Origin of the sequence: Dialister micraerophilus, from assembly GCF_947090205.1 — a bacterium.
Classification (GTDB): domain Bacteria; phylum Bacillota; class Negativicutes; order Veillonellales; family Dialisteraceae; genus Dialister; species Dialister micraerophilus.
Window position 1 is genome coordinate 216,397 of record NZ_CAMUNF010000001.1, and the last position, 23,006, is coordinate 239,402.

The 23,006-nt window shown below is 35.9% G+C and carries 25 protein-coding genes; all 25 read right to left on the reverse strand.

The features are described 5' to 3' along the window. Nucleotides 1-774 carry a glutamate racemase gene (locus tag P6922_RS01045; RefSeq protein WP_276873584.1) on the reverse strand — a complete coding sequence of 258 codons (774 nt, stop codon included), beginning with the start codon at nucleotides 772-774 and terminating at the stop codon, nucleotides 1-3. Continuing rightward, nucleotides 774-1,190, reverse strand: a complete 417-nt coding sequence (locus P6922_RS01050; protein WP_035062561.1) for an acyl-CoA thioesterase — start codon at nucleotides 1,188-1,190, stop codon at nucleotides 774-776. The genes P6922_RS01045 and P6922_RS01050 overlap by 1 nt, the downstream gene beginning before the upstream one ends. A 153-nt stretch (nucleotides 1,191-1,343) precedes the next feature. Further along, on the reverse strand, nucleotides 1,344-2,561 hold the full coding sequence (locus tag P6922_RS01055) for a DUF697 domain-containing protein (protein WP_276873586.1): 1,218 nt from the start codon (nucleotides 2,559-2,561) through the stop codon (nucleotides 1,344-1,346). Nucleotides 2,562-2,695: 134 nt separating this feature from the next. After that, nucleotides 2,696-3,421: an SDR family NAD(P)-dependent oxidoreductase gene (locus tag P6922_RS01060; RefSeq protein WP_276873588.1), complete on the reverse strand. Its 726-nt coding sequence runs from the start codon at nucleotides 3,419-3,421 to the stop codon at nucleotides 2,696-2,698. A gap of 60 nt (nucleotides 3,422-3,481) precedes the next feature. Continuing rightward, entirely contained in the window at nucleotides 3,482-4,678 is a 1,197-nt protein-coding gene (locus P6922_RS01065; protein WP_276873589.1) for an aminotransferase-like domain-containing protein, read from the reverse strand. Between the two features lie 136 nt (nucleotides 4,679-4,814). Further along, complete coding sequence (locus P6922_RS01070; protein WP_276873590.1) at nucleotides 4,815-5,753, reverse strand: bifunctional riboflavin kinase/FAD synthetase; 939 nt, start codon at nucleotides 5,751-5,753, stop codon at nucleotides 4,815-4,817. 1 nt (nucleotide 5,754) lies between these two features. Further along, nucleotides 5,755-6,615: a tRNA pseudouridine(55) synthase TruB gene (truB, locus tag P6922_RS01075; RefSeq protein ID WP_007555254.1), complete on the reverse strand. Its 861-nt coding sequence runs from the start codon at nucleotides 6,613-6,615 to the stop codon at nucleotides 5,755-5,757. Next, the gene (locus P6922_RS01080) at nucleotides 6,615-7,580 is read right to left on the reverse strand and encodes a DHH family phosphoesterase (RefSeq protein ID WP_276873592.1); all 966 of its coding nucleotides are present in this window, start codon (nucleotides 7,578-7,580) and stop codon (nucleotides 6,615-6,617) included. The genes truB and P6922_RS01080 overlap by 1 nt, the downstream gene beginning before the upstream one ends. After that, entirely contained in the window at nucleotides 7,577-7,930 is a 354-nt protein-coding gene (gene rbfA / locus P6922_RS01085; protein ID WP_007555286.1) for a 30S ribosome-binding factor RbfA, read from the reverse strand. The genes P6922_RS01080 and rbfA overlap by 4 nt, the downstream gene beginning before the upstream one ends. A gap of 75 nt (nucleotides 7,931-8,005) precedes the next feature. Further along, entirely contained in the window at nucleotides 8,006-10,564 is a 2,559-nt protein-coding gene (infB, locus tag P6922_RS01090) for a translation initiation factor IF-2 (RefSeq protein WP_007555237.1), read from the reverse strand. 21 nt (nucleotides 10,565-10,585) lie between these two features. After that, a complete protein-coding gene (locus tag P6922_RS01095; protein ID WP_007555223.1) occupies nucleotides 10,586-10,891 on the reverse strand; it encodes a L7Ae/L30e/S12e/Gadd45 family ribosomal protein in 306 nt (101 codons plus the stop codon). After that, nucleotides 10,884-11,150 carry an RNase P modulator RnpM gene (gene rnpM / locus P6922_RS01100; RefSeq protein ID WP_007555240.1) on the reverse strand — a complete coding sequence of 89 codons (267 nt, stop codon included), beginning with the start codon at nucleotides 11,148-11,150 and terminating at the stop codon, nucleotides 10,884-10,886. Before rnpM ends, P6922_RS01095 begins: the two co-directional genes overlap by 8 nt. Then, nucleotides 11,150-12,271, reverse strand: coding sequence for a transcription termination factor NusA (gene nusA, locus P6922_RS01105; protein ID WP_007555198.1), 1,122 nt, complete (start codon nucleotides 12,269-12,271; stop codon nucleotides 11,150-11,152). The genes rnpM and nusA overlap by 1 nt, the downstream gene beginning before the upstream one ends. 17 nt (nucleotides 12,272-12,288) lie before the next feature. Then, nucleotides 12,289-12,759: a ribosome maturation factor RimP gene (locus P6922_RS01110; protein WP_007555246.1), complete on the reverse strand. Its 471-nt coding sequence runs from the start codon at nucleotides 12,757-12,759 to the stop codon at nucleotides 12,289-12,291. Between the two features lie 131 nt (nucleotides 12,760-12,890). Next, on the reverse strand, nucleotides 12,891-14,246 hold the full coding sequence (locus tag P6922_RS01115; RefSeq protein ID WP_276873594.1) for an AMP-binding protein: 1,356 nt from the start codon (nucleotides 14,244-14,246) through the stop codon (nucleotides 12,891-12,893). Then, complete coding sequence (locus tag P6922_RS01120) at nucleotides 14,243-15,397, reverse strand: thiolase family protein (protein WP_276873597.1); 1,155 nt, start codon at nucleotides 15,395-15,397, stop codon at nucleotides 14,243-14,245. Before P6922_RS01120 ends, P6922_RS01115 begins: the two co-directional genes overlap by 4 nt. A 60-nt stretch (nucleotides 15,398-15,457) precedes the next feature. Then, complete coding sequence (locus tag P6922_RS01125) at nucleotides 15,458-15,988, reverse strand: biotin transporter BioY (protein WP_276873599.1); 531 nt, start codon at nucleotides 15,986-15,988, stop codon at nucleotides 15,458-15,460. A 308-nt stretch (nucleotides 15,989-16,296) separates the two neighbouring features. Beyond that, nucleotides 16,297-17,016, reverse strand: a complete 720-nt coding sequence (gene rnc, locus P6922_RS01130) for a ribonuclease III (RefSeq protein ID WP_276873602.1) — start codon at nucleotides 17,014-17,016, stop codon at nucleotides 16,297-16,299. Between the two features lie 12 nt (nucleotides 17,017-17,028). Continuing rightward, nucleotides 17,029-18,273 (reverse strand): beta-ketoacyl-ACP synthase II, encoded by a 1,245-nt coding sequence (fabF, locus tag P6922_RS01135; protein ID WP_276873605.1) that lies wholly within the window; start codon nucleotides 18,271-18,273, stop codon nucleotides 17,029-17,031. 144 nt (nucleotides 18,274-18,417) lie between these two features. Continuing rightward, nucleotides 18,418-18,651 (reverse strand): acyl carrier protein, encoded by a 234-nt coding sequence (locus P6922_RS01140; protein ID WP_007555299.1) that lies wholly within the window; start codon nucleotides 18,649-18,651, stop codon nucleotides 18,418-18,420. A gap of 39 nt (nucleotides 18,652-18,690) precedes the next feature. Beyond that, complete coding sequence (fabG, locus tag P6922_RS01145) at nucleotides 18,691-19,434, reverse strand: 3-oxoacyl-[acyl-carrier-protein] reductase (RefSeq protein WP_007555308.1); 744 nt, start codon at nucleotides 19,432-19,434, stop codon at nucleotides 18,691-18,693. After that, a complete protein-coding gene (fabD, locus tag P6922_RS01150) occupies nucleotides 19,434-20,384 on the reverse strand; it encodes an ACP S-malonyltransferase (protein WP_276873607.1) in 951 nt (316 codons plus the stop codon). Before fabD ends, fabG begins: the two co-directional genes overlap by 1 nt. Nucleotides 20,385-20,403: 19 nt before the next feature. Continuing rightward, complete coding sequence (locus P6922_RS01155) at nucleotides 20,404-21,396, reverse strand: beta-ketoacyl-ACP synthase III (protein ID WP_035062572.1); 993 nt, start codon at nucleotides 21,394-21,396, stop codon at nucleotides 20,404-20,406. Between the two features lies 1 nt (nucleotide 21,397). Further along, complete coding sequence (plsX, locus tag P6922_RS01160) at nucleotides 21,398-22,429, reverse strand: phosphate acyltransferase PlsX (protein WP_007555230.1); 1,032 nt, start codon at nucleotides 22,427-22,429, stop codon at nucleotides 21,398-21,400. Next, nucleotides 22,426-22,989 (reverse strand): transcription factor, encoded by a 564-nt coding sequence (locus P6922_RS01165; protein WP_276873609.1) that lies wholly within the window; start codon nucleotides 22,987-22,989, stop codon nucleotides 22,426-22,428. The genes plsX and P6922_RS01165 overlap by 4 nt, the downstream gene beginning before the upstream one ends. Between the last annotated feature and the right edge of the window lie 17 nt (nucleotides 22,990-23,006).

Sequence of the window (23,006 nt, forward strand, 5' to 3'; positions counted from 1 at the left end):
TTAACACCCCAATTTAATATTTTTTACGGAAACTTTATTTCCGAAAAATTTTTTTACCAAAATTTCCGCTCTTTCGGCATTTTCTGTAAAATAAAACAAATCTTCGGTGTAAGATTCCGATTTTTTGTTTTCTTTTTTTAATTTTTTCATGGAATTTTCCACCGTACTTTCCGCCGGATCCCAAAATTTTGTTTTATTCCATATTTTCTTAAATACGTCTTCAACAAGAGGATAGTGCGTACATGCAAATATTCCTATATCTGTGGGTGAAATTTTCCTTTTTTCTATTATTTTTTTTAAAATTTCAGTTATTTTTTCCCGTGAATTATTTTCTTCTATAGCATGTGCCAACCCTTCACATGGCATTTCTTCAATTTTCGAGTTAGGGAATTTTTCTTTTATTTTATTTTTATGTATGTGCAAATTTATTGTTGCCGGTGTGGCAAATACGGTTATGCTTCCGGCGTTTTCAAAATGAGGTAAGTCCAAACTCATACCTTCAATCGGTATTTTTTCGTCATAAAAATTTTTTTGCACGTTGAATGTAATCGTATTGCATGCAATTATAATCATTTTTACATTCTTACTTATCAAAAATTTTTTCATTTTTCCCGCTAATACGTTTATTTCATGAGAGGTACGTTCTCCATAAGGATTATTTGCCGTATCTCCTATAAATATAATTGATTCTTCAGGATACTTTTGTCTCAGAATACGTGCAACTGTAAGTCCGCCTACTCCTGAGTCCATTATTCCTATGGGTCGGTTATCCATTATTCTCTGTCCTCTTTTGAAATAGAAATCAACTTGGCTATTTTTTCCTGAGGTATTCTTACAATCTTACCTGTGTTTATATCCGTATATGTACCTTTTGTAGTAGCCGTTGTCAGTATTTCACCGGTTTCTTCTTTTACAACTTCATAGTAAAATGTCAATTTTATTCTGTTTATTTCTTTCAAATATGTTTTTATGATAATTACATCATCATATTTTGCAGATTTCAAGTAACGTGCTTGCACTTCAACTATCGGAAATACTATTCCTTTTTTCATAAGTTCATTTAAACATATTCCTCCTGCACGAAGGTATTCCACTCTGGCTTCTTCAAACCATTTAAAGTAATTTGCATGATGAACTACTTTCATACCGTCGGTTTCATAAAAATGAACTCTTCTTTTTATAATATTCATATCGTTCCTCCGCATTTTTATTTTACAGCAAATCGTTTAAAAGTCAAAAACTTATATCGCTGTTTATTTAAATGGAAAATGAACACATAAGCTTTTGAAATGTACCCAAAAAACTTATGTGTTCATTTTGTCAGGGTCTATTTATGTAATTATTTATTCTTTCTCGTTTTTCGCTTTTGCTTTCTTTTCCGCTGCACGTTCTTCGGTTTTTTCTTTAAATTCTTCGGCTGCAGTCAAAATTTTGCCTTTTGTCTGTTCGATGGCTTCATTTGCCGCCGTTTTATATGTCACTGCAGTTTCTTTCGCTTTGCCTTTTATTTCTTCTACCTTTACTTGAACTTGTCCTGCTTTTTCTTTCATATCTTCTTTAAGTTTGTCTGTTTTTTCTTTTACTTTTTCCATATGTATTTTTGCTTGCAGTTTAAGTTCTTCGGATTTTTGTTTTGCTTGCAATGATTTTATTTCTGATTTATGGCGAAGAATTTCTTTTTTCTTTTGCAGCTCTTCCATTTGTTTTTTTGCTTTTACTTTCATTTCTTCCGCACATTTTTTTGCTTCTTTGTGAAATTCTTTAGAACGTATTTCTACTTGTTCTCTGAATTCAATTATCGCTTTTTGTGCTGTTTCTTGTGCTACTTCACTTGCGCCGAGTACCGTATATTTTGCGTCTTCGATTTGTTCTTCGGTTACACCGGTCTTTTTAAGTACGTTAATTAATTTGTCTCCCAATATTTCTACCGTTTCGGATAATTGGTCTGCCATTTTATTTACTGCTTCGTGTGCTTTTTCTTGATATGCGTCTTCCAATTTTTCCAATTCGTTTGTGAAGTCTTCTTTTTCATTTCCTAAAGGTTGATTTTTAGATTCATTGTTTTTCAATTCTTCCATCTTCTCATCTCCTTGAACTTTTTCGGTTTCAAAAACTTCACGATAGGGTTTTGTGTCGTCAGGCATACCGTCTTTTATCCATTTTTGTGCCGCTCTTCCTATTCCGTATGTTACGGATATCGCTATCGGACCTTGTATTATACTTACGGGTATAAGTGTAGATGCCAAGTTTCCTATTACTGTTGCTCCAAGCGATCCTAAAAATGACAGTACGGCTTTTTTTGAAAGATTTATTCCGTATATATCACCTATGCGTGTAATCATATATACTTCATTTGCGATGAGTGCCGCCGTTCCCAAAAACGGTGTCAAAACTATAACTCCGGCTCTTGCCGCTCCCCACTGAATAAGTTTTGCAGCTTGTTCATCTCTGTTGTCAATCACATTAACTTCAACTTCGGCTTCATTTTGTACCGCTTCGTTTGTTGTTTCCGAATTGCATTTATTTTCAAGTTCTTCATTTTTTATTTCTTCATTATTCATGAAGTACCTCCTGTTCAATTAAATAAAAGATTTTCTTTATTTTCATTATACACGAATTTGAATATAAGTATACTGATAATAAATTTTTATTTATAATTGATTTTTCAATTCACCGTTTATTATAATTCCGATTTTTACCAGTCTGTAAGTCCTCCGTCTACTGATAAAATTGTACCGGTAATGAATGATGCTTTTTCCGATAAGAGAAATGCCGCCGCATTTGCTACGTCTTCCGCTTTTCCTATACGCATGAGAGGATATTGCCTGCTCAGAATTTTTTTGTTTTCTCCGCTTTTTAAAAGCTGCTTCTCCAATAAGGGTGTATCTATGTCTGCCGGGCAAATTACATTTACTCTGATTTTGTATACTGACAATTCAAGTGCAAGTGATTTCGAAAATGCCGTTACGGCTCCTTTTGTTGCGCCGTATAAAGAACATTGAGTATTTCCTTGCAATGCCGCATCCGATGCGATTGTAACTATGCTTCCTCCGGTTTTTTTCATATATGGAATTATTTCTCTCAGTATGTACATCGTACCGAATACATTTGTTTCAAAAAAATTTTTTATTTGTTCGTCCGTTGTATTTTCAAGTAATGATTCACCGTAAATTCCGGCCGAGGTCACTACTGCTTTTATTTCTCCGAATTTTACCGCTTTTTCAATAGCATTTTTACATGATACAGGATTTCTTACGTCACAAGAAATAAATACGCTTCCGGATATTTCGGATTCCGCCGATTTTCCTTTTACTTCATCTCTTGCAAGTAATATCGGCATATATCCTTCTTCTGCAAGCGTTTTAGCTGTTTGAAGACCTATTCCGGAGGTACCTCCGGTAATAATTGCTGTTTTTTTCATTAAATTCTCCTGTTCATAAAAAAAGACGTCTTGTTAAACAATACGTCTTTTTTTGACAAATTATTTATATTCTTTCATTGCTTTTGCAATTCTTTTTATACCTTCAATTATCAATTCATCGTCATTATATGAAAAATTAAGACGGAAAAAGTTATTTTTTGCAGATGCAGGGAAGAATGCGTCGCCCGGTACAAATGCAACTTCATTTTCAATGCAAACTTCAAATAATTTACGTGCATTCATGTGTTCGGGAAGTTCTACCCAAAGGAACAATCCTCCGTGAGGACATTGACATTTCACATCACTCGGGAAATATTTTTGTATTGCTTCCCACATTACATTTCTACGATGTTCATACAACTTGCAATTTTCACGTATATGTCCTTCGAAATCATATTCGTTCATGTACATTGCCACTTCTCGTTGTCCTACGCAAGATGTACATAAATCTGTACTTTCTTTTATTTCGTCAAATTTTTTCATTATTTTTTCGCTTGCTAAAATCCAAGCTATACGCATTCCGGGTGCCAAAACTTTTGAGAATGTTCCCGAATAAATTACCAAGTCTTCAGTGTCGAAAGCTTTGAGCGGCGGTATTTCTTCTCCTTCAAATCTCAAATCTCCATACGGGTTGTCTTCAAATACCGGTATTTGATATTTGTTTACAACTTCCATAAATGCTTTTCTACGTTCTAATGACCATGTAATTCCTGTAGGATTTTGATAGTTCGGAATTACATAGATAAATTTTGCATTTTCGGTTTTTGCAAGAATTTTATCCAATTCGGACGGTATCATACCTTCATGATCTGTAGGAACTTCTACAAATTTTGGTTGTTCAAATGCAAATGCTCCCAATGCTCCCAAGTATGAAGGGCTTTCTACCAATACAACATCGTCTTTATCGATAAATGCACGTCCGGTTATATCCAAGCCTTGTTGAGATCCGCTTGTAATCATAATACTCTTGGCATCCACAGTTTTCATTCCGTGGTTTTTATACAAAGAATTCATTCTGTCGGCAATTGCTTGTCTAAGTCCCATATATCCACGTGCCGGTCCGTATTGCATAGCATTGCTTCCGTCTTTTTCTCTGACTTTTATAGCAATTTCGGTTAATTCTTTTATTGGAAAAGTTGCCGGTGCCGGTAATCCGCCGGCGAAGGAAATAATATTGGGCTGTGCTGTCAATGCCAGCAAACATCCTAAATCCGATTGTTTTTTATTTTCTAAAACTTTTGAAAAACGTATAGCCATAATATCCTCCTTATACCTTGCTACCTTATGGCTGCTTTTTAGTATAAATGCCAAGCCATGTTATATTACTAAATTTTAACAATTATATGTCCAAAAAAAATATGTGTCAATACCTTTATTGTTAAATTTTAAATATTTAATTGTTTGGCCTTTTTAAAATCTCTTCCGCTTTCTCTATATCTTTTTTAATTTGCAGTATTAAATCTTGATATTTTTCAAACTTTATTTCGTCACGAATTTTTTCAATCCATTCCAATTTGACGGTTTGTCCGTATATTTCTTTATCGAAATCTAAAATAAATGTTTCTATTGTACGTTCTTTGTCGTTGAATGTAGGATTGGTTCCTATATTTGTGATTGAAGGATGTTTATTACCTTTTACTTCTATATAGGTTGCATAAACTCCATCGGAGGGCAACATACGCTCAAAGCCATATTCCAAATTTGCAGTTGGAATTCCAAGCAGTTCACTTCCCCTTTTAAATCCATGTACAATTTTATCTGTAATAAAGTACGGTCTTCCTAAAAATTTCATAGCTTCACGCATATTTCCGTCAGCTATAAATTTTCTTATGTTTGTACTTGAAATCACCGTATTATCGGTCAGTGTATTTTTTATCAAATTTATTTTTTTTACTTCAACTTCATTTTTAAAAAATTTTTTCATGGTTTCGGCATTTCCCGAACCTTTATAGCCGAATGTAAAATTTTCTCCTACTATGATGCCTTTCAAGTTTGAAAATTTTTTAAGCTTATTCAAAAACTCTTCGTGACTTTGATGCAAAAATTCTATATCGGGTTTTATTTCTATAATTATATCCAAATTGTATTTCTTTAAAATTTCATATTTTTCAGTTTGCGTTAGAAGTAATTTTACCGGATTTTCAGGAAATATAACTGACAAGGGATGAGGATAAAAAGTTATAATTCCCGATTTTGCGGATTTTTTTGCTGCAAGCTTTTTCGTCTGATTTAAAATTTCTTGATGCCCTTTATGTATTCCGTCAAAAAAACCTATTGCAAAAACAATCGGTTCTTTTATATTCATTTCTTCTAAAGAATGTATAATTTTCATTTCATACCTCTTGCAAAACTTTTCTCGGATGAAGTACTCCTTTTTTCATTTCCGCTATTCCTAAAAGGGTTCCTTCTTCACCGTATACTGCAATAATTTCGCAATCATTCATTTTTTGTAAAATTCTTTTACCTTGCAAAAATCCTTTTCCATTGTTTTCGTCAAGTTTTATTCTCGGCAAATGTGAAACGAAATCGCCTAATTCTTTTTGAACGCAATCGTAAGGATTTTCATTTATTTCTTCCAATGTTACTGCATTTTCTATATCAAAAGGTCCCATTTTTGTTCTTAAAAGAAATGACATCGTCAAAGGACATTTTACAGATTTACCCAAATCTCTTCCCAATGCACGTATGTATGTACCTGCGGAACAGGTTACGGATATTCTTATGTATGGATATTCTATGGATCTTATTTCCAATTTTTCTATATTTACTTCTCTTGCCGGTATGTTTACTTTTTGTCCTTTTCTTGCTGTTTTGTATGCACGTTCTCCGTTGATTTGAATTGCAGAGTATTGTGACGGTACTTGCATTATTTTGCCTCTGAATTTGTTTAATGCCGAGTACCACGCTTCATCTGAAGGTTTTTCGTTTGAGGTGGAAATAACTTTTCCTGTCATATCTTCCGTATCTGTTTCTATATTCATTATAAATTCCGCTTCATATGTTTTTTTATCAATTGAAGCGTATTCTATAATTCTTGTTGCCTTGCCTAAAAACACCGGAAGAACTCCTGCCGCCATAGGGTCCAGTGTTCCTCCGTGTCCTATTTTCTTTTGTCCGTATATTTTTCGTAATTTCGCTATTACATCAAACGATGTCATTCCGGAGGGTTTCAAAACATTTATTATTCCGTCCATTACAAGTATTTCTCCGCAATTTTTATAATTTCTTTTTCCGCTTCATTCATAGGTTTTGAAATTGTACATCCGGAAGCTCTTGCATGTCCTCCGCCTCCGAATTTCGCCGCTATTTCGGATACGTCTGCATATTGAACCGAACGTAGTGATATTCGTGTTGTATTTTCGTCTTGATATTTCAGAAGAATTGCAATTTCAGTACCTTTTAAGCATCTTGGTATGTCTACATATCTGTCTGAGTTTTCTCCGTCAAGTTCCATAGCGTTTTTATCCATTTTTGCGGTAACAAGTTTACCGCCGCATAATGTTCTTATGCTGTTTGCCACAAGTGTATAGCATTGCATATATTCTTTACTTTTGGCATCTAAATGTCTTGATATATATGCAGGTTCGGCTCCCATTTCCACCAATTTGCTTGCCATAAGTAATGTGTGCGCAGATGTACAACTGAATTTAAAAAATCCGCTGTCTGTACAAAGTGCCATGTACAACGCATTACATGTGTCTTTATCCATTTTTATGTTTTCATCAAAAAACATTTCCGCAAGCAATTGCGCCGCTGCCGCATAATCAGGTTCCAAGTATAAATAATCGGTGTATCCTTCATTCGTTTTATGATGATCTATACAAAGACTGGATACATCCGGAAAATCGAAATCTCCGGCTCTTTTTAAATTTGCCAAATCGGTAAATACCATAGCATCGTATTTTTTATTTTTCGGTATTTCATTTTTTATCAGTTTGGCTGTTTCTATACATAAAAATACTTCAGGAACCGGATCTCCCAGCAGCATGTCAGCATCTTTTCCCATAGATTTAAGTACATTATGCAATGCGCACATTGAACCTACATCGTCTCCATCGGGACGTATATGTCCTACAAGCAGAAAACTGTTGTGCTTTTTCAAAAAATTCATTGCTTCTTTTTTATTTATTCTTTGTGCATGATTTATCGCCAAACTCATTTTTTGTCATCCTCATGAATTTTATTCAAAAGTTTTTCAATTTTCATTCCATATTCCAATGATTTATCTTCTTCAAATGAAATTTCGGGAGAATAAAAAATATTTAAACTTTTTCCGACTTCTTTTCTTATAAATCCTTTTGCTTTGTTCAATACATTCAATGAATCTTTCTTTTCTTTTTCACTGCCGAATAAGCTTACATAAACTGTAGCTTCTCTTAAATCTCCGGTTACTTTAACATCTGTAACCGTTGTAAATCCTAAACGAGGATCTTTAATTCCGTTCAGAAGCAATTTTCCTACTTCTTGTTTTATGAATTCTTGTATCTTTCGTACTCTTAATTCTGCCATTTTTTACCTCTCATCAATAAATAAAGCGTGATTGAAAGCATATGTCATGCATTCATATCACGCCTCACTTTCTTTTTATTCTTCAGATTCCAATGTTCCTGCGGTTTCTTCTATTTCAAAGGCTTCCAATATATCTCCTTCTTTTACATCTCTATAGCTTTCTATCGCTACACCGCATTCCATTCCGAATTTTACTTCTTTTACATCGTCTTTGAATCTGCGAAGTGAACTTATTTTACCTTCATGTACAACAATTCCGTCACGTACTATACGTAATTGACAACGTGCTACAAGTTTTCCTGTTGAAACGTAGCATCCTGCGACTACTACTTTAGGTGTATGAATTACTTGACGAACTTCAGCTTCTCCCAATTCTATTTCTTTGAGTTTCGGTGAAAGCATACCTGTCATTGCCGCCTTGATGTCATCTATTGCATCATAGATTACTCTATACATTCTCATATCGACTTTTTCTCTTTCGGCAGCTATCTTTGCGTTTGCATCCGGACGAACGTTAAAGCCCAAGATAAGTGCATCAGATGCCGAAGCAAGTACTACGTCGGATTCATTGATTCCGCCTACTGCGGAGTGAACTATTACAACTCTTACTTCGTCACTCTTTATGGCTTCCAATGATTGTACAAGTGCTTCTACTGAGCCTTGTACGTCCGCCTTGATAATAATATTCAAATCTTTCATTTCGCCTTCTTTGATTTTTTCGAATATATTATCCAATGTAATCTTCTGTTTTCTGCTTTGTTCTTCTTCTTTTGCATGTGCTGCACGTGCTTCCGCAATAAGTCTTGCTTGTCTTTCATCCATTACATAGAAGTGGTCTCCACCTTCAGGTACGCTGTCCATACCGAGAATTTCTACCGGCATTGACGGTCCTGCAGATTTCATTTTTCTTCCATGTTCATTTGTCATCGCTCTTACACGGCCCCAACATTTACCTGCCAAAACACCGTCTCCTACATGAAGTGTTCCGTTTTGTACCAAAACACTCATTACAGGACCTCTACCTTTATCCAGTTTGGCTTCTACAACGATACCGTATGCTTCTCTGTCGGGATTTGCTTTCAATTCTTGAATTTCCGCAACCAAAAGTATGTTTTCAAGTAAATCTTCCAACCCTATTTTTTTCTTTGCGGAAATAGGAACCATAATCACGTCACCGCCCCATTCTTCCGAAATAAGTCCGTGGTGTGATAATTCTTCTTTTATCTTGTCGATATTGGCTCCGGGTTTATCTATTTTATTTATTGCTACCATAATCGGTACTTTTGCATTTTTTGCGTGATTTATGGCTTCAATAGTTTGAGGCATTACTCCGTCATCTGCAGCTACGATTAAAACTGCAATATCCGTAAGTTGCGCACCTCTTGATCTCATTGCGGTGAATGCTTCATGTCCCGGTGTATCCAAAAATGTAATTTTATTATTTTTGTACTTGATTTGGTAAGCACCTATAGCTTGAGTAATTCCGCCCGCTTCATGTGATGCCACATTGGTTGAACGGAGTGCGTCAAGTAATGTGGTTTTACCATGATCTACATGTCCCATTATTGTTACTACAGGCGGTCTTACTACCAAGTCTCTGGGATCGTCCGCTTCCGGTTCGTACTTTGTCGGATCCGCTATAACGTCCGGTTCCAATAATTTTACGCCAAATTCATCTGCAAGAATTTCTATTGTGTCCTGATCGAGATTTTGATTGATTGTCGCCATAACGCCGAGCATCATCAAACGCTTGATTACTTCGCTTACTTCTCGACAGAATAATTCCGCCAATTCTTTAACCGTAACGCTCAAAGGCATTTTTACTTCCGTAGGATATACGACGGGCTTTTTCTCTTGTGCATGTTTTTTCTTTTTGCTTTGTTTCAAAGAACGTGCCATCAATGAACCGCCTTCACGTTCTCTTCTGCTGCGTTCGTAATCTTTACGAGTTTTTTTACGAGATGCGTTTCTTTCTCGTCTTTGCTGCGGTTGTACAAAATCTTCTGCAGGAATATCGGTAAATGAAAGTTCTTTTCTGGATTTTTTCACTTTATTGTTTCCTGATTTTCGATAGTCCGAAGAATTTTCATTTCTGTTCATTCGACTCTTTTCATGACCTCCGTTTTTATAATTTGAGTTATTATCAAAACGTGTATGTTTACGTTCATAACCGGATTCTTTTTTATCAATGATTTTGTTCACTTGTTTATGCTCGCCATATTCCTTCTTTTGAGATTTTACATTCTTTTCATGTAATTTTGTCGTTTTATTGTCTTTCGTACCGTCATTTGATGTTTTCTTTACTTCATTTGTTTCTTTTTTTATTTCTTCTTTTTTTATTTCTTTTTCTTCTTTGACTTCTTCAGTAGAGTAGGAAGAGTATGCATTAGGAGCATTATGTTTCTTTACTCTGTCTGTAGGTCTGCCTTTTTTATCAAATCTTACTGTACGAAAAACCGGTTTTTTAGACGGTTTTTTCTTGCTTGAAGCTTCTTCAACGATTTTCTTGGCATTTTCGTCTACGCTGCTCAAGTTTCCTTTTACTTCTATTTTATTTTTCTTCAGAATATTCATTACCTCTTCATTCGTTTTACCATACATCTTAGCCAATTCATAAATTCTGTATTTCTGCATAAAGAGCCTCCCATTTCACCATTACAGGTCATTCAGTTTTTTTCGGAGTGCTTCTGCAAATCCTTTATCCATAATCAAGACCGCAGTTCGTATACTCTTTCCCAAAGCATTTCCCATTTGCTCTTTTTCACCGAAAATAATATAACTTACTCCGGCTTTATTTGCCGAATTGATATATTCGTTTTTCGTATTCATAGAACTGTCTTCAGTAATTATAAGCAATTCGCCTTTGCCTTTTTTTAATTTATCTGCAATCTGTTCATTACCGGACATCAAACATCCCGCTTTCATGCACAGTCCGATAAATTGATAAATTTTTTTATTCATTACTTACTTGTTCCTTAAGTTTCTCATATACTTCCGGAGATACCGGTCTTTTCAAAGAACGTTCCAAACCATGCGATTCAAACGCTTTTTCAAAACACTGTATATTTCCGCAAATATATACACCTCTACCTGACATTTTCCCTGTTTTATCCAAATCAATCAAACCTGTAGGAAGTGCTACTATACGTAACAATTCTTTTTTCATCTTAAGATTACCACAACCTACACACATACGCATAGGGATTTTTTTTGTTTTCATTATTCTCCCTCCGGTTTTTCGTATGCTTCGTCAAAATCTTCCAACACACTTCCTTCTTCTTGTCCGAATCCGTCTTCTGCAGCTTGTGATTCACTCTTTATATCAATCTTCCAGTTTGTCAATTTAGCTGCCAATCTTGCATTTTGTCCCGCTTTACCTATTGCCAAAGACAATTGATAGTCCGGAACCACTACGTAGGACGAGTTTTCTTCTTCCCATATAGATACCGAAATTACTTTTGAAGGAGACAGTGCGTTTGCGATATAAACCGCCGGATCTTCATCCCAACGAACTATATCTATTTTTTCATCGTGCAATTCATTTACTATATTTCTTACACGTTGTCCTTCCGGACCTACACATGCACCTATCGGGTCCAAAGTCGGATCCATTGTGTATACTGCAATTTTTGAGCGTGAACCCGCTTCACGTACTACCGCTTTTATTTCAATTACGCCGCTATAAATTTCAGGTACTTCGACTTCAAATAAACGTTTCAACAATTCCGGCGATTTTCTTGAAAGGAAAATTTCCGGACCTTTTGTAGTTTTTCTTACTTCTGAAATATAGCACTTGATTTTATCGTTCGGTGCAAAATGTTCGCCTTCGATTTGTTCGGAAAAAGGAAGAATACCTTCAACACGTCCCAAATCTACATATACCGTTCTGTCGTCACTCCATTTTACAGTTCCTGTTATAATATCTCCTTCACGTCCGGAAAATTCATCGTAAATGGAACCGCGTTCGGCTTCACGCAATTTCTGTATCATTACTTGCTTTGCTGTTTGTACAGCTACTCTTCCGAAGTTTTCCGGAGTAACTTCAATACGGAAAAGATCTCCGGCTTCCAAATTTTCATCATATTTCTTTGCTTCCGCAACAGTGACTTCATTTATAGCGTTCTCCGATAACGGATCGATTTCTTCAACAACCGTTTTTTCGGCATAAATATGATATTCACCGGTTTCACGATTGAAAGTTACCGAGCTTTTTGCGTTGCTTCCGGTTTCTTTTTTATAAGCTGTGAGCAATACCATTTCAAGTGCATTGAAAACAATTTCTTCATCGACCTTTTTTACTTTAACTAAAGCCTTTACGGCATCCAACAAATTTGTATTCACGATTCTTTACGCCTCCATCAAAATTCAAAATATAATCTCATCTGAGAAATTTTTTTCTTTGATAAAAAAATTTCTCTTCCGTCATCTAATATCAAAGATATTTCATCATTTACCAAGCCGTTCAAAATTGCCGTAAATTCTTTGTCCAAATTTAATTCTTCAACAGGTGCAAACAATTTTACGCTGACTTTGCTGTCTTTATAACGAATAAAATCTTTGTCTTTTTTCAAAACACGATCAATTCCGGGTGAGGAAACTTCCAACATGTAATTATCCGAAATTAAATCGTTTTTATCAATTAATTCTCCTGCCGAAACGCTTATCTCTTGACAATCGTTCAAATCTACTCCGCCGTCTTTGTCGATAAAAATACGTAAAATCCAATTTCTTTCACGAACATATTCCACGTCGACAACTTCAATGCCCTTTTTTTCCAATACCGGTTGTATAAGTGCTTCTACTGCAGATTCGATTTCCTTATGTGACATAATTTACACCTCTTAAACTTCTCAGGTACATTCCCTCAATACAAGAAAAAGTGAGCCGCAGCTCACTTCCACTAGGAAATATATATTAACGTTGTTATTATAGCAGAAAAACTCAACTAAGTCCAATTTTTTTATTTATTACCGTCATTTGAATTTTCAAATAACTTGTATAATGCTTTTTTATTGATTTTTCCCGTTGAATTCAAGGGAAATTCAGACACAAAAATATAACGTGACGGTCTTTCCCATGAATGAAGTTCGGTATTTACAATTTTTTTCATCAACGTATGATTGAATGTGTCCGACTTGACAATAAATGCTGATATTTTATTTTTTCCTTTTTCGGTTTGAAACGGAATTATACATACATTTCCCACGCCTTTTATATTTTTTAAAATTTGTTCTATGCGTTGTGCATGTACAGTGTTTCCTTTAACCGAGAATACATCTTGCTTTCTTCCGCAAAAAAACAATTCTCCTTTTTCATTCATAAATCCTCTATCTCCGCAGCTGTACGGTTTTGTAAGTCCCAATGCCGTAAACGGACTTTCTACAAAAATTTCTCCGTTACAAACGGATACATTTACTTCCGGAAAAGGTTTACCTATGCAATTGAACGATTTTTTCACTTCCGGATTTCGCAAATAACTTACATAGCTCAATTCTGCCGAGCCGTAGTACAAAATAATTTCCGCATTCGGAAATTGTGTTTTAAGGCATTGCATTTCTTTTTCGGATATCAATTCCGATCCTGACAATATGGACTTCACACATGTGCAGACAATTTTGTTTTTTGTCAATATTGCCAATTTTGAAGGAATCATATAGATATGGTCACAGGAAAATTCCGAGATTTCTTTTTTCCACACGGACGGAGACATTTTTGATGTCCCTTTTACAAATGCCCCTTTGTATAAAAAAGCCAATATCATGTTCAAATTGCCGGAAAATGCCGACGATCCGTGAAAATAAAGTGATGAGTCGGAATTGATTTTGAAAATACGATTTTGTATATCGAAAAAATCTGTCCAACTTGAACATGTTCTATATATAAGTTTCGGATTGCCTTCACTTCCCGAGCTCAATACTGCAAATTTTCTTTCTGAAATATTTTCACATATTTTTTGTGTTTCAGATATTTCTTGTTTTGCAAAATGTGTTTTTATAATTTTACCGTTTGAAAACAAATAAGGAATTTTATATGTATTCAATAAATTATTTATTTCATTTTTGTTTAAGTAGTCATGAAGCAAAAGAGGAATTCCTTTTGCATTTTCCACCGCCAAAAAGACAACGAGTTGCTCAATAACGGATGTTGTATAAATCGCAACTATTTTGTCTTCTATATTGCAATTGAATATTTTTTCCGTTTTTTTTATTTCATTTGCCAATTCCTCATATGTATAAGAATTTTCATCAATTGAAATTCCTTTTTTATTACTTTTTGTCTTTGCGTATAAAAATATTTGTTCTGAGAATGTATTCATTTTTTACCTTTATGATTAACGACAAGAATTGCTTGTCCTATTCCTCCTGCTGCAGGAATGGCGGCAATACCGTATTGTCCGTTTTCTTTTTTCAGTATTTCCTGCAAATGAAGCATTAAAATCGCTCCCGATGCTCCATATGGATGTCCGTATGCCAATGCTCCACCCCATTTATTGAATCGTTTTTTCTCTTCTTTGTGTTCTTTTTGGAAGTGAACTCGAATTATGGAGAAAGATTCATTGTATTCGAAGGCAAATATATTTTTGTATTTTAAATTACATTCATTCAATATATTTAAAGTCGCAAAGTCTGCCGCCAATGGAGGATACTCCGGATTTGTACCTTTCATCATAGTGCTTAGCAGTTCTATTTCACATTCTCTTTTATTTTGTTTCATCCAATTTTCCGATGCCAATATCACAAATGCGGCTCCATCATTAATTGTACAACTGTTTGCCGAAGTCAATACACTTCCGTTTTGACTGAATATCAATGGTGCTCTTTCAAGTAATTTCTCAGTGAATTTACGTCTCATAGCCTCATCTCTTGTGCTGGAGAAGAGTGGACAAATTATATTTCCAAGCAAATTTTTATCTCTTGCCTTGTATGCATTTTGATAACATTCCAATGCGGCCATGTCTGCTTCTTTTTTACTTATGTTCAATAATTTTGCTGTTTTTTCGGCACCTGAAAGCATTGCATCATCTTCATATTCCGACGGTGAGAATTGTGCTGCGGTAAATTTCGGATTTCTTAGTTCTGTACGCGGATCGTTTTCATTATATTCTCGATACGGTTGAAGAGAGGTGCTTTCTATACCTCCTGCAAATACCAGTTCACATTGCCCCGATGCAATTTTACTGTATGCTATATCAATCGCAGTCAGTCCGGATGCGCATTGCGTATCTACCGTAAAAGCAGGTACATTGTCTGATATACCTGCATTAAGCAATGTCAATCTTCCGATATTTCCGCCCGGTCCTATTGCGTTTCCACAAATCAACAAGTCCGGATTTTCAACAAAATATTTTCTTTTTATTTCTTTTATCAATGCGGCTCCCAATTTTTCAGGAAGAACGTTTTTAAATATACCGTTTCTTATTCCTATGTGAGTTCTCAATCCGCCTAATAAAAAAACTCGGTTTGTCATTTATATCACGCTGCTCATTTACAATTAAAAGAACAGATTCGATAAGAATCTGTATCTTTTTTATTTCAATACTATTTTTCGATATTTTTTTATCAAAAACGATGCTATCAATATCTTGGCTGCATCTCCGGGTAAAAAAGGAATTACGCATACTGCCAAAGCACTTTGAATTCCTTTACCGGTTAATATAATAAACCATATAATTCCAAGTAAGTAGCAAGCTGCAGTTCCTATAATACCGCCGATACACAATTTCCCGTAATGTTCACCGAACAGTTCCGCCGTAAGTCCCATAATCAATGCCATAAATATAAAGCCTATAATAAATCCGCCGCTGGGTCCTACCAATGCTGCAAATCCTGAGCGCATCATTGAAAATACGGGAATTCCTAAAACTCCGAGCAAAACGTATAGCAACATGCTCAAAGCTCCGTATTTTTTACCTAAAAATCCTCCGGCAAGCAATACTGCCAATGTTCCGAGTGTAATGGGTACGGGATTTATCGGTATTGCAAGTTGCGCAAATACTGCCGTAAGTGCAGCAAAAAGTGCAGCCAAAACCTGTTGTCTTAATTTGTTTTTACTTTCCATATAGCACCTCGTTTTCAAGATGTTGTTATTATATATGTCTATTGTCAATTTGTCAACTAAACTATTTTGATTAAGTTGATATTTATATATGAACAAATATTTTTTTGATTTCTTCTTACATTTGCTGTTTTACGGGTTTTATCTTCAAATAAATTTTTTATTTTTTATTGTTTTATACAATTCAATTGTCAACTTGTATTTCAATTTCATTAATTGTATTTATTACGTTTTTATTTTCTTCATATTTTATATTTCAAATTCATTGTAAAAAGCGATCATTTTGGAATGACCGCTTTTACAAATTGCTTTTATTTATTTTTCGCTTCTTTTTCAATTCTTTCTATTGCTTCTTTTGCTGCACGCTGTGCCGCTTGTTTTTTACTTTTGCCTATACCGCTTCCCAGGTATTTCCCGTCTGCGGTTACCGACATCCAAATTGTTTTATCATGATCCGGACCTTCATCATGTATTACGTTGTAACAAATTTCTACATCACCGTTTTGTTGCAATATTTCTTGCAAATCGGTTTTGTAATCTTTGTCGTAGTCACCTTGCATTATCAAATCCAAGAATTTTTCAAGATGTTTTATTACAAAGTCGAATGTCACTTCGTATCCTATGTCTAAATATATAGCACCTATCAACGATTCAAAAGCATCTCCGAGTATGGATACTCGTGTTCTTCCGCCTGATTTTTCTTCTCCTTTTCCCAAGAGAAGATATTTTCCTACATTAAGCCTTGTGGAGATTTCCGCACATGCTGGTTTACATACCGCACTTGCTTTTGCTTTAGTAAGTTCACCTTCACTCCACAAAGGATATTTACGAAACAGGTATTCTCCTACTATCAAATCAAGTACGGCATCTCCTAAAAATTCCAATCTTTCATTATCATGTTCTTTGTTTTTTTTATGTTCGTTTGCATATGATGTATGTGTCAATGCAATATTAAGCAATTCATAGTTTTTTATCGGAATTTCATTTTCTTTTATAAATTCTTCGAGTTCTTTTATTCTGTTTTTATGCATTTTTTCACACAATCATTCTTTATAACGTTTCATTACTATAACGGCATTATGTCCGCCGAATCCGAATGAGTTGGACATTGCAACATCAACTTTAGTATCTCTCGGACCTTCTTTTACATAATCAAGATCGCAATCTTCGCCGCCGTTTTCAAAGTTCAATGTTTGATGAACTTTTTGATTTTCAATTGATAATGCGCATACAACGGCTTCTACCGCACCGGCAGCTCCCAATAAATGTCCAATCATGGATTTTGTGGAGTTTACCGGTATTTCATATGCATGTTTACTTAAAAGTTTCTTTATTGCAAGTGTTTCATTTTTGTCGTTAAGAGATGTGGATGTTCCATGTGCGTTTATATAATCTACGTCTTCAGGCTTCAAATTTGCATCGTTCAGTGCTTTTTCCATGCAAAGTTTTTGCAAATCTCCTCCCGGTCTCGGAGCTGTAATATGATATGCATCTCCGTTTGCTCCATACCCGGCAAGTTCCGCGTATATATACGCACCTCTTTTTTTTGCGTGTTCAAGTTCTTCCAATACCAGAACTCCGCTGCCTTCACCTAAAACAAATCCGTCTCTTCTTACGTCAAATGGACATGATGCTTCTTTCGGATCGCATTCTCTAGATGAAAGTGCTTTCATTGCGGCAAATCCTGCCATCGGCGATGAACATACTGCAGCTTCCGTTCCGCCTGCAAACATTACATCCGCATCACCCGATTGTATTATTCTCAATGCTGTTCCTATTGCATTTGTTCCCGATGCACATGCCGTTACATCTGTAAGTACCGAACCTTGCAATCCTAAACTTATGGATACATGTCCGGATGCCATATTTCCTATCATCATAGGAACTGCGAACGGATTTACCTTGGTAGGTCCTCTTTTGTCTATTCTACGTACCGTTTCTTCCAATGTGGCAATTCCTCCTATACCGGTTCCTATTACCACACCTGCACGATTGGAATTTTCTTTTTCCATGTCATATGATGCGTCTTTTGCTGCAAGTTTTGCCGCCGCTACTGCAAATTGTGCATAGCGATCCATATGTCTTACTTGCTTTTTGTCCCCTATATATAAGGCAGCATCAAAATCTTTTACTTCTCCTGCTATTTTTACCGGAAATTCCGTTGCATCAAATTCTGTAATTTCGGTTATTCCAGATTTGCCTTTCAATAATTCTTCCCAAAATTTTTCTTTTCCTATACCTACCGGAGATACTACTCCAAGTCCTGTTATGACTACACGTCTTTTCATATTTTTAACAACCCCTTTTAGTATTTTCGATTAGAGACAAATTCTCAAAAAAACCAGAGATATCTTTACCTTTTTTGAAAATTTGTCCGTATACATAGTAAACACCGGGAGGTTTTCCCCCGGTGTCCCTATGATTTAAGACAATTACTGAATTTGTTTTTCAATGTAGTCTACTGCATCACGAACTGTCTTAATTTTTTCAGCTGCGTCATCCGGAATTTCAATATCGAATTCTTCTTCAAATGCCATAATCAATTCAACGATATCGAGAGAATCTGCTCCCAAATCATCAATGAAAGTAGCATCTATCTGCACGTCTGCTTCGTTTACACCGAGCTGTTCAACTACGATTTTTTTCACTCTGTCAAATGCGCTCATCACTTTCACCACCTTTCATTGCATTATTTTTAAATTATATTACATAACCATTCCGCCGTCTACCTGCAAAATTTGCCCTGTTATATAGGAAGCATCATCCGATGCAAGAAAACTTATTGCATTCGCAATTTCCTGTGCTTTTCCCATACGTCCGAGCGGAATGGAATTTAACATATTTTCTTTTATTTTTTCAGGAAGAATTTCCGTCATATCAGTTTCTACAAATCCCGGTGCTACGGCATTTACCCTTACACCTCTTGATGCAAATTCTTTCGCCATAGTCTTTGTCATACTGATTACTCCGCCTTTTGCCGCAGAATAATTTGCCTGACCTATATTCCCTACAATTCCGACTATGGATGCAACGTTTATAATTACTCCGCTTCTTTGTTTAAGCATAATTGAAGCTGCAGCTTTTGCAGTTAAAAATACACCTTTAAGGTTCGTTGTAATTACTTCGTCCCATTGTTTTTCTTTCATTCTTATAGTCAAACCGTCTCTTGTAATTCCTGCATTATTTACAAGTAAGTCAAGTCTGCCGAATTTTTCTTTTATTTCCGAGAAAATTCTGTCGACATCTTCGGATGAACCTACATTCCCTTGAATTGTAACGGAATTTCCACCTTCTTTTTCTATTTCGTTTTGTACCTTGTCTGCAGCTTCTTTATTGCCTGCATAGTTTATTACTACTGTGTAACCTTTTTTTGCAAGTTCCAAGGCGGTTGCTCGTCCTATACCTCTGGATGCACCTGTTACCAATGCTACTTTTATTTGATTTTCCATTATTCACCGTCTTTCATTTTGACAATTACTTCATTTACGGTTTCTATATTTTCCGCATGACAGTTAAATACCGTTTTGTCTATACGTCTCATAAAGCCGGACAATACCGTTCCGGGACCGCATTCAACAAATTTCGTCACTCCGTTTTCAAGCATAAATCTTATAGAGTCTTCCCAACGTACGGGGTTAAATGTTTGATTTATAAGATTTTCCCTTATTTCTTCCGCATTGTTTTCAACGTTTGCATTTACGTTCGCTACAATCGGTATAAATGAATCTTTTATTTCTATTTTATCCAAAACTTCTTTCAGTTTTAAGGCTGCAGGTTTCATTAATATCGAGTGAAAAGGTCCGCTTACTTTGAGCATTAAAGCTCGTTTTGCGCCTTTTTCTTTAAATACTTTACAAGCTTTTTCCACAGCTGATGTTACTCCGGCAATAACCACTTGTCCCGGACAATTATAGTTTACGGCTTGTAAAGGTTCTTCATCTGTAGATATAGTTTCACAAATTTCTTCTACAGTTTCAGCTTTCATACCTATGACGGCAGCCATAGCTCCTTGTCCCAAAGGTACTGCTTCTTGCATAAATTTACCTCTCAAATTTACCGTATGCACCGCATCGGCAAATGACATCGCATCAGCAGCTACCAGTGCGGAATATTCACCCAAGCTATGTCCTGCAACTACACAAGGATCTACTCCGTTTTCAAAAAGAACTTTCCAACATGCCACGCTTGCCGTCAAAATAGCCGGCTGAGTAAATTCCGTTTTCATCAAAGTTTCTTCAGGACCTTCAAACATAAGTTTTGAAATTGAAAATCCCAGTGTTTCATCCGCTTCTTTTACTATATTTTTTACCGAGTCATATTTTTCATATAAATCACGAATCATTCCGACTTTTTGTGATCCTTGTCCGGGAAATAAAAATGCCGTTGTCAATTTTTCCATACTTCTGCGCTCCTATGTATCAGTTCCATTTAAATATCGCACATCCCCAGGTCAATCCTGCGCCGAATCCTGTAAGTACCACAATGTCACCTTTTTTTACTTTTCCGGCTTTTACCGCTTCATCCAAAGCTATACCTATAGAGGCTGCAGATGTGTTTCCGTATTTATCGACATTTACCAATACTTTTTCACTTTCAAGCCCAATTTTTTTTGCTACTGCTTGTATGATTCTGTTATTGGCTTGATGTGCTATAAACATATTTATATCTTCTTTTTTCAGCCCGGCTTTTTCTACAGCCTTCAAGGTTGTAAATTCCATATGCCTTACTGCGGCTTTAAACACTTCAGATCCGGACATATGAAGAAACATATCTCCGGAATCGATTGTTTCATGACTTGCAGGTTTTGCGGTTCCTCCTGCCGGTATACACAATATGTTTCCCAAACTTCCGTCAGAACCCAATTCTGCCGAAAGAAGTCCGTAACCTTCACTAACTTCTCCTACAATTGCCGCACCGGCTCCGTCTCCGAATAAAATACAGGTTGTACGATCATGCCAATTTACTATTCGTGAAAGAGTCTCGGCTCCTACTACCAAAATTTTTTTGTACATTCCTGTGCTTACCATATTTGATGCTACCGTACATGCATAAACATATCCCGTACATCCTACGGATATATCCATTGCACCTGCATTTTTACATCCTAATTTGTCTTGAACCAAACATGCAGTTGAAGGTGTAATGTAATCGGGTGTAATTGTAGCCACAATTATAAAATCTATATCGGAAGCAGTAATTTTTGCAGCTTCCATCGCTTTTTTTGCGGCTTTTACACATAAATCGGATGTATTTTCATTTTCTGAAGAAATATGTCTGCATTTTATTCCTGTACGTGTTCTTATCCATTCATCCGAAGTTTCTACCATTTTTTCCAAATCAAAATTGGTAATTATTTTTTCAGGTACATAATGACCTGTTCCAAGTATTCCGGACGGTGTCATCTCTTTCATATCAACACTCCGTTTCATCATTTTTTTCTATTTTTTTCAGTGCTTCTGCAATTATTTCATGTAAATCTGTTTTGGCTACGTCTTTTGCCAATTTAATCGCATTGCGAATTGCCCATGATTTCGAAGAACCGTGACAAATAATCAAACCTCCGCGTATGCCTAAAAGTAAAGCGCCTCCGTATTCGGAGTAATCCATCCTTTTAACCAAATGCTCTTTCAATGCCGGTTTTAAAAGCCATCCTCCGATTTTTGCACGCAATCCGCCTTTTTTTACCGATTCTTTTATCAATGCCGAAAAAAGATGCCCTGCACCTTCTCCGAATTTCAATACCACGTTGCCTGTAAATCCGTCCGTAACAACAACATCATATTCTCCGGTCATTACATATCTTCCTTCAACATTTCCCATAAAAGGAATCGTTTTTTGTTCGGAAAGCAACTTGTTTGCTGCAGTAACTTCAGGACTTCCTTTTACACTTTCTTCACCGATGTTAAGCAATCCTATTTTAGGATTTTCTATATTCGCAACATATTTTGCATACACATAACCTAAAAGTGCATTTTGCAAATATGTTTCTTTTTTAGGTTGTGCACTTGCACCGGAGTCAATCAAAAAAGTCTGTTCTCCCTTTTCATTGGGAAGAGGTGTCAAAATTGCAGGTCTTTCTATTCCCGGAATACGTCCTATTCCCAAGAGTCCCGCAGTGACCGCAGCTCCTGTAGATCCGGGTGCTACCAAAACTTTACATTCTCCGGATCTTACCAATTTTGCACCGACGGAAATCGATGCATCTTTTTTCTTTCGAAATGCCAACCCCGGATGTTCATCCATACCTATTACTTGTGATGCATGATGAATTTCAATCAATTCATTATTTTCTTCATTTTCATTTTTTAAAATTTTTTCGATTTGATCTTTATCGCCGACCAAAACTACATGAACTCCGAAATCACGTACTGCACGTATTGCTCCGAGTACAATTTCCAAAGGTGCATAATCTCCACCCATAGCATCTACTGCAATTTTTATCATATTTTTTTCTTATCCTTATCAGTTAATGTTTCCATAATAAATTTTGCACGGAAAACTTCTTGTGCATCATTGAAGAAACTTATATACACATATTTTTTATTACCGCGCATCAATACTACTCTTCCCTTTACTATCAATTGTTTATCGGGTACAACGGGAATTTTATATTTTACATTTCCTACCTGCGTGGGTAAAAAAGAAATTCCTACAATGTATTGAGCCATTTGCGCTGCAGCTCCATAAAAGTATTCCGCAGAAACCATTCCTTCACTGCCTGCCATAGATTCATCGGTATTAAACAGTGCTATACCTTTTTTGCCGATATCCAAATCTATAACTTTCAGTCCGTTTTTTCTTTGCGGAAAACCTTCGGAAACAACCTGTTCAACTCGCTCTCTCATTTGAGGAATTCCTAAAATTTGTCGATCCAAGCGAACAGTTGCAACAGATACCGAGAATTGCTCAGCAAGGTCGGCATCCGTGAGACAAGGATTTTGTCGAAGTATTTCTGCAACGGCTTCTCGCCGTTCTTTTTTGCTAAAATGCTCTTTGCCGCTCACTTTTATCACCTACCGAT